The sequence below is a fragment of the Roseovarius sp. D0-M9 genome, assembly GCF_037083805.1.
Classification (GTDB): Bacteria; Pseudomonadota; Alphaproteobacteria; order Rhodobacterales; family Rhodobacteraceae; genus Roseovarius.
In genome coordinates, this window is sequence record NZ_JBAPKZ010000141.1 from 1 (window position 1) to 583 (window position 583).

The following is a 583-nucleotide window of genomic DNA, read 5'->3' on the forward strand; positions in this document are numbered from 1 at the left end:
CGGTCGGCTCAAGCACCTGCCCGCGTCACCCTACGACACAACATCTGGTGTGGTCGTGAACTGACCGGAGACCCGCACACCCACACAAACCGCGAAGAAGCCCGAAGTTTTGATATCAAGTCTTGTATTTCGTTTGCCGCATCTTGTGAGTTATCGCAGTCAAATAGCTTCCTTCCAAATGCAGAGTACATTCCAGATATGCCGCCAGAAGAACGCGAGGAAGTTACTGCGGTGAATGCAAAGTGAAAGTTTTCGATTTTTTGGAGTGCGCTTGCGAGTTTTCCATCCTTCATCACCCCCTTATAATTTGACCGAAGCAACGAAAGGAGGCCCGGCACAGGCTGCACGACACGAAAATCCCGCAGCGCGGAAAGTGAAAGTTTGATCGGCTTTTTGTCATCTCCAAACATGAAATCCGGTTCAAATACAGCTCTCCACAAGCCTGCATCGGTTAGAAACATATCAAGGTGTTCTTTAGGCTCTGGACCCATTGATTTCATTCTAGCGGCGTGATTCACCGTCCGAAAATGGAGCGGTGATATGTCTGATCTTTTCTGGCTGACAGATGCGCAAATGGCGCGTC

General features: G+C 49.6%; 1 protein-coding gene. It reads left to right on the forward strand.

Annotated elements, in window-relative coordinates; genetic code table 11:
* Positions 1-246 (forward strand): hypothetical protein (locus V8352_RS21915; RefSeq protein WP_336426367.1); only part of this gene is annotated, 246 nt, incomplete at its 5' end.
* Positions 247-583: the final 337 nt, after the last annotated feature.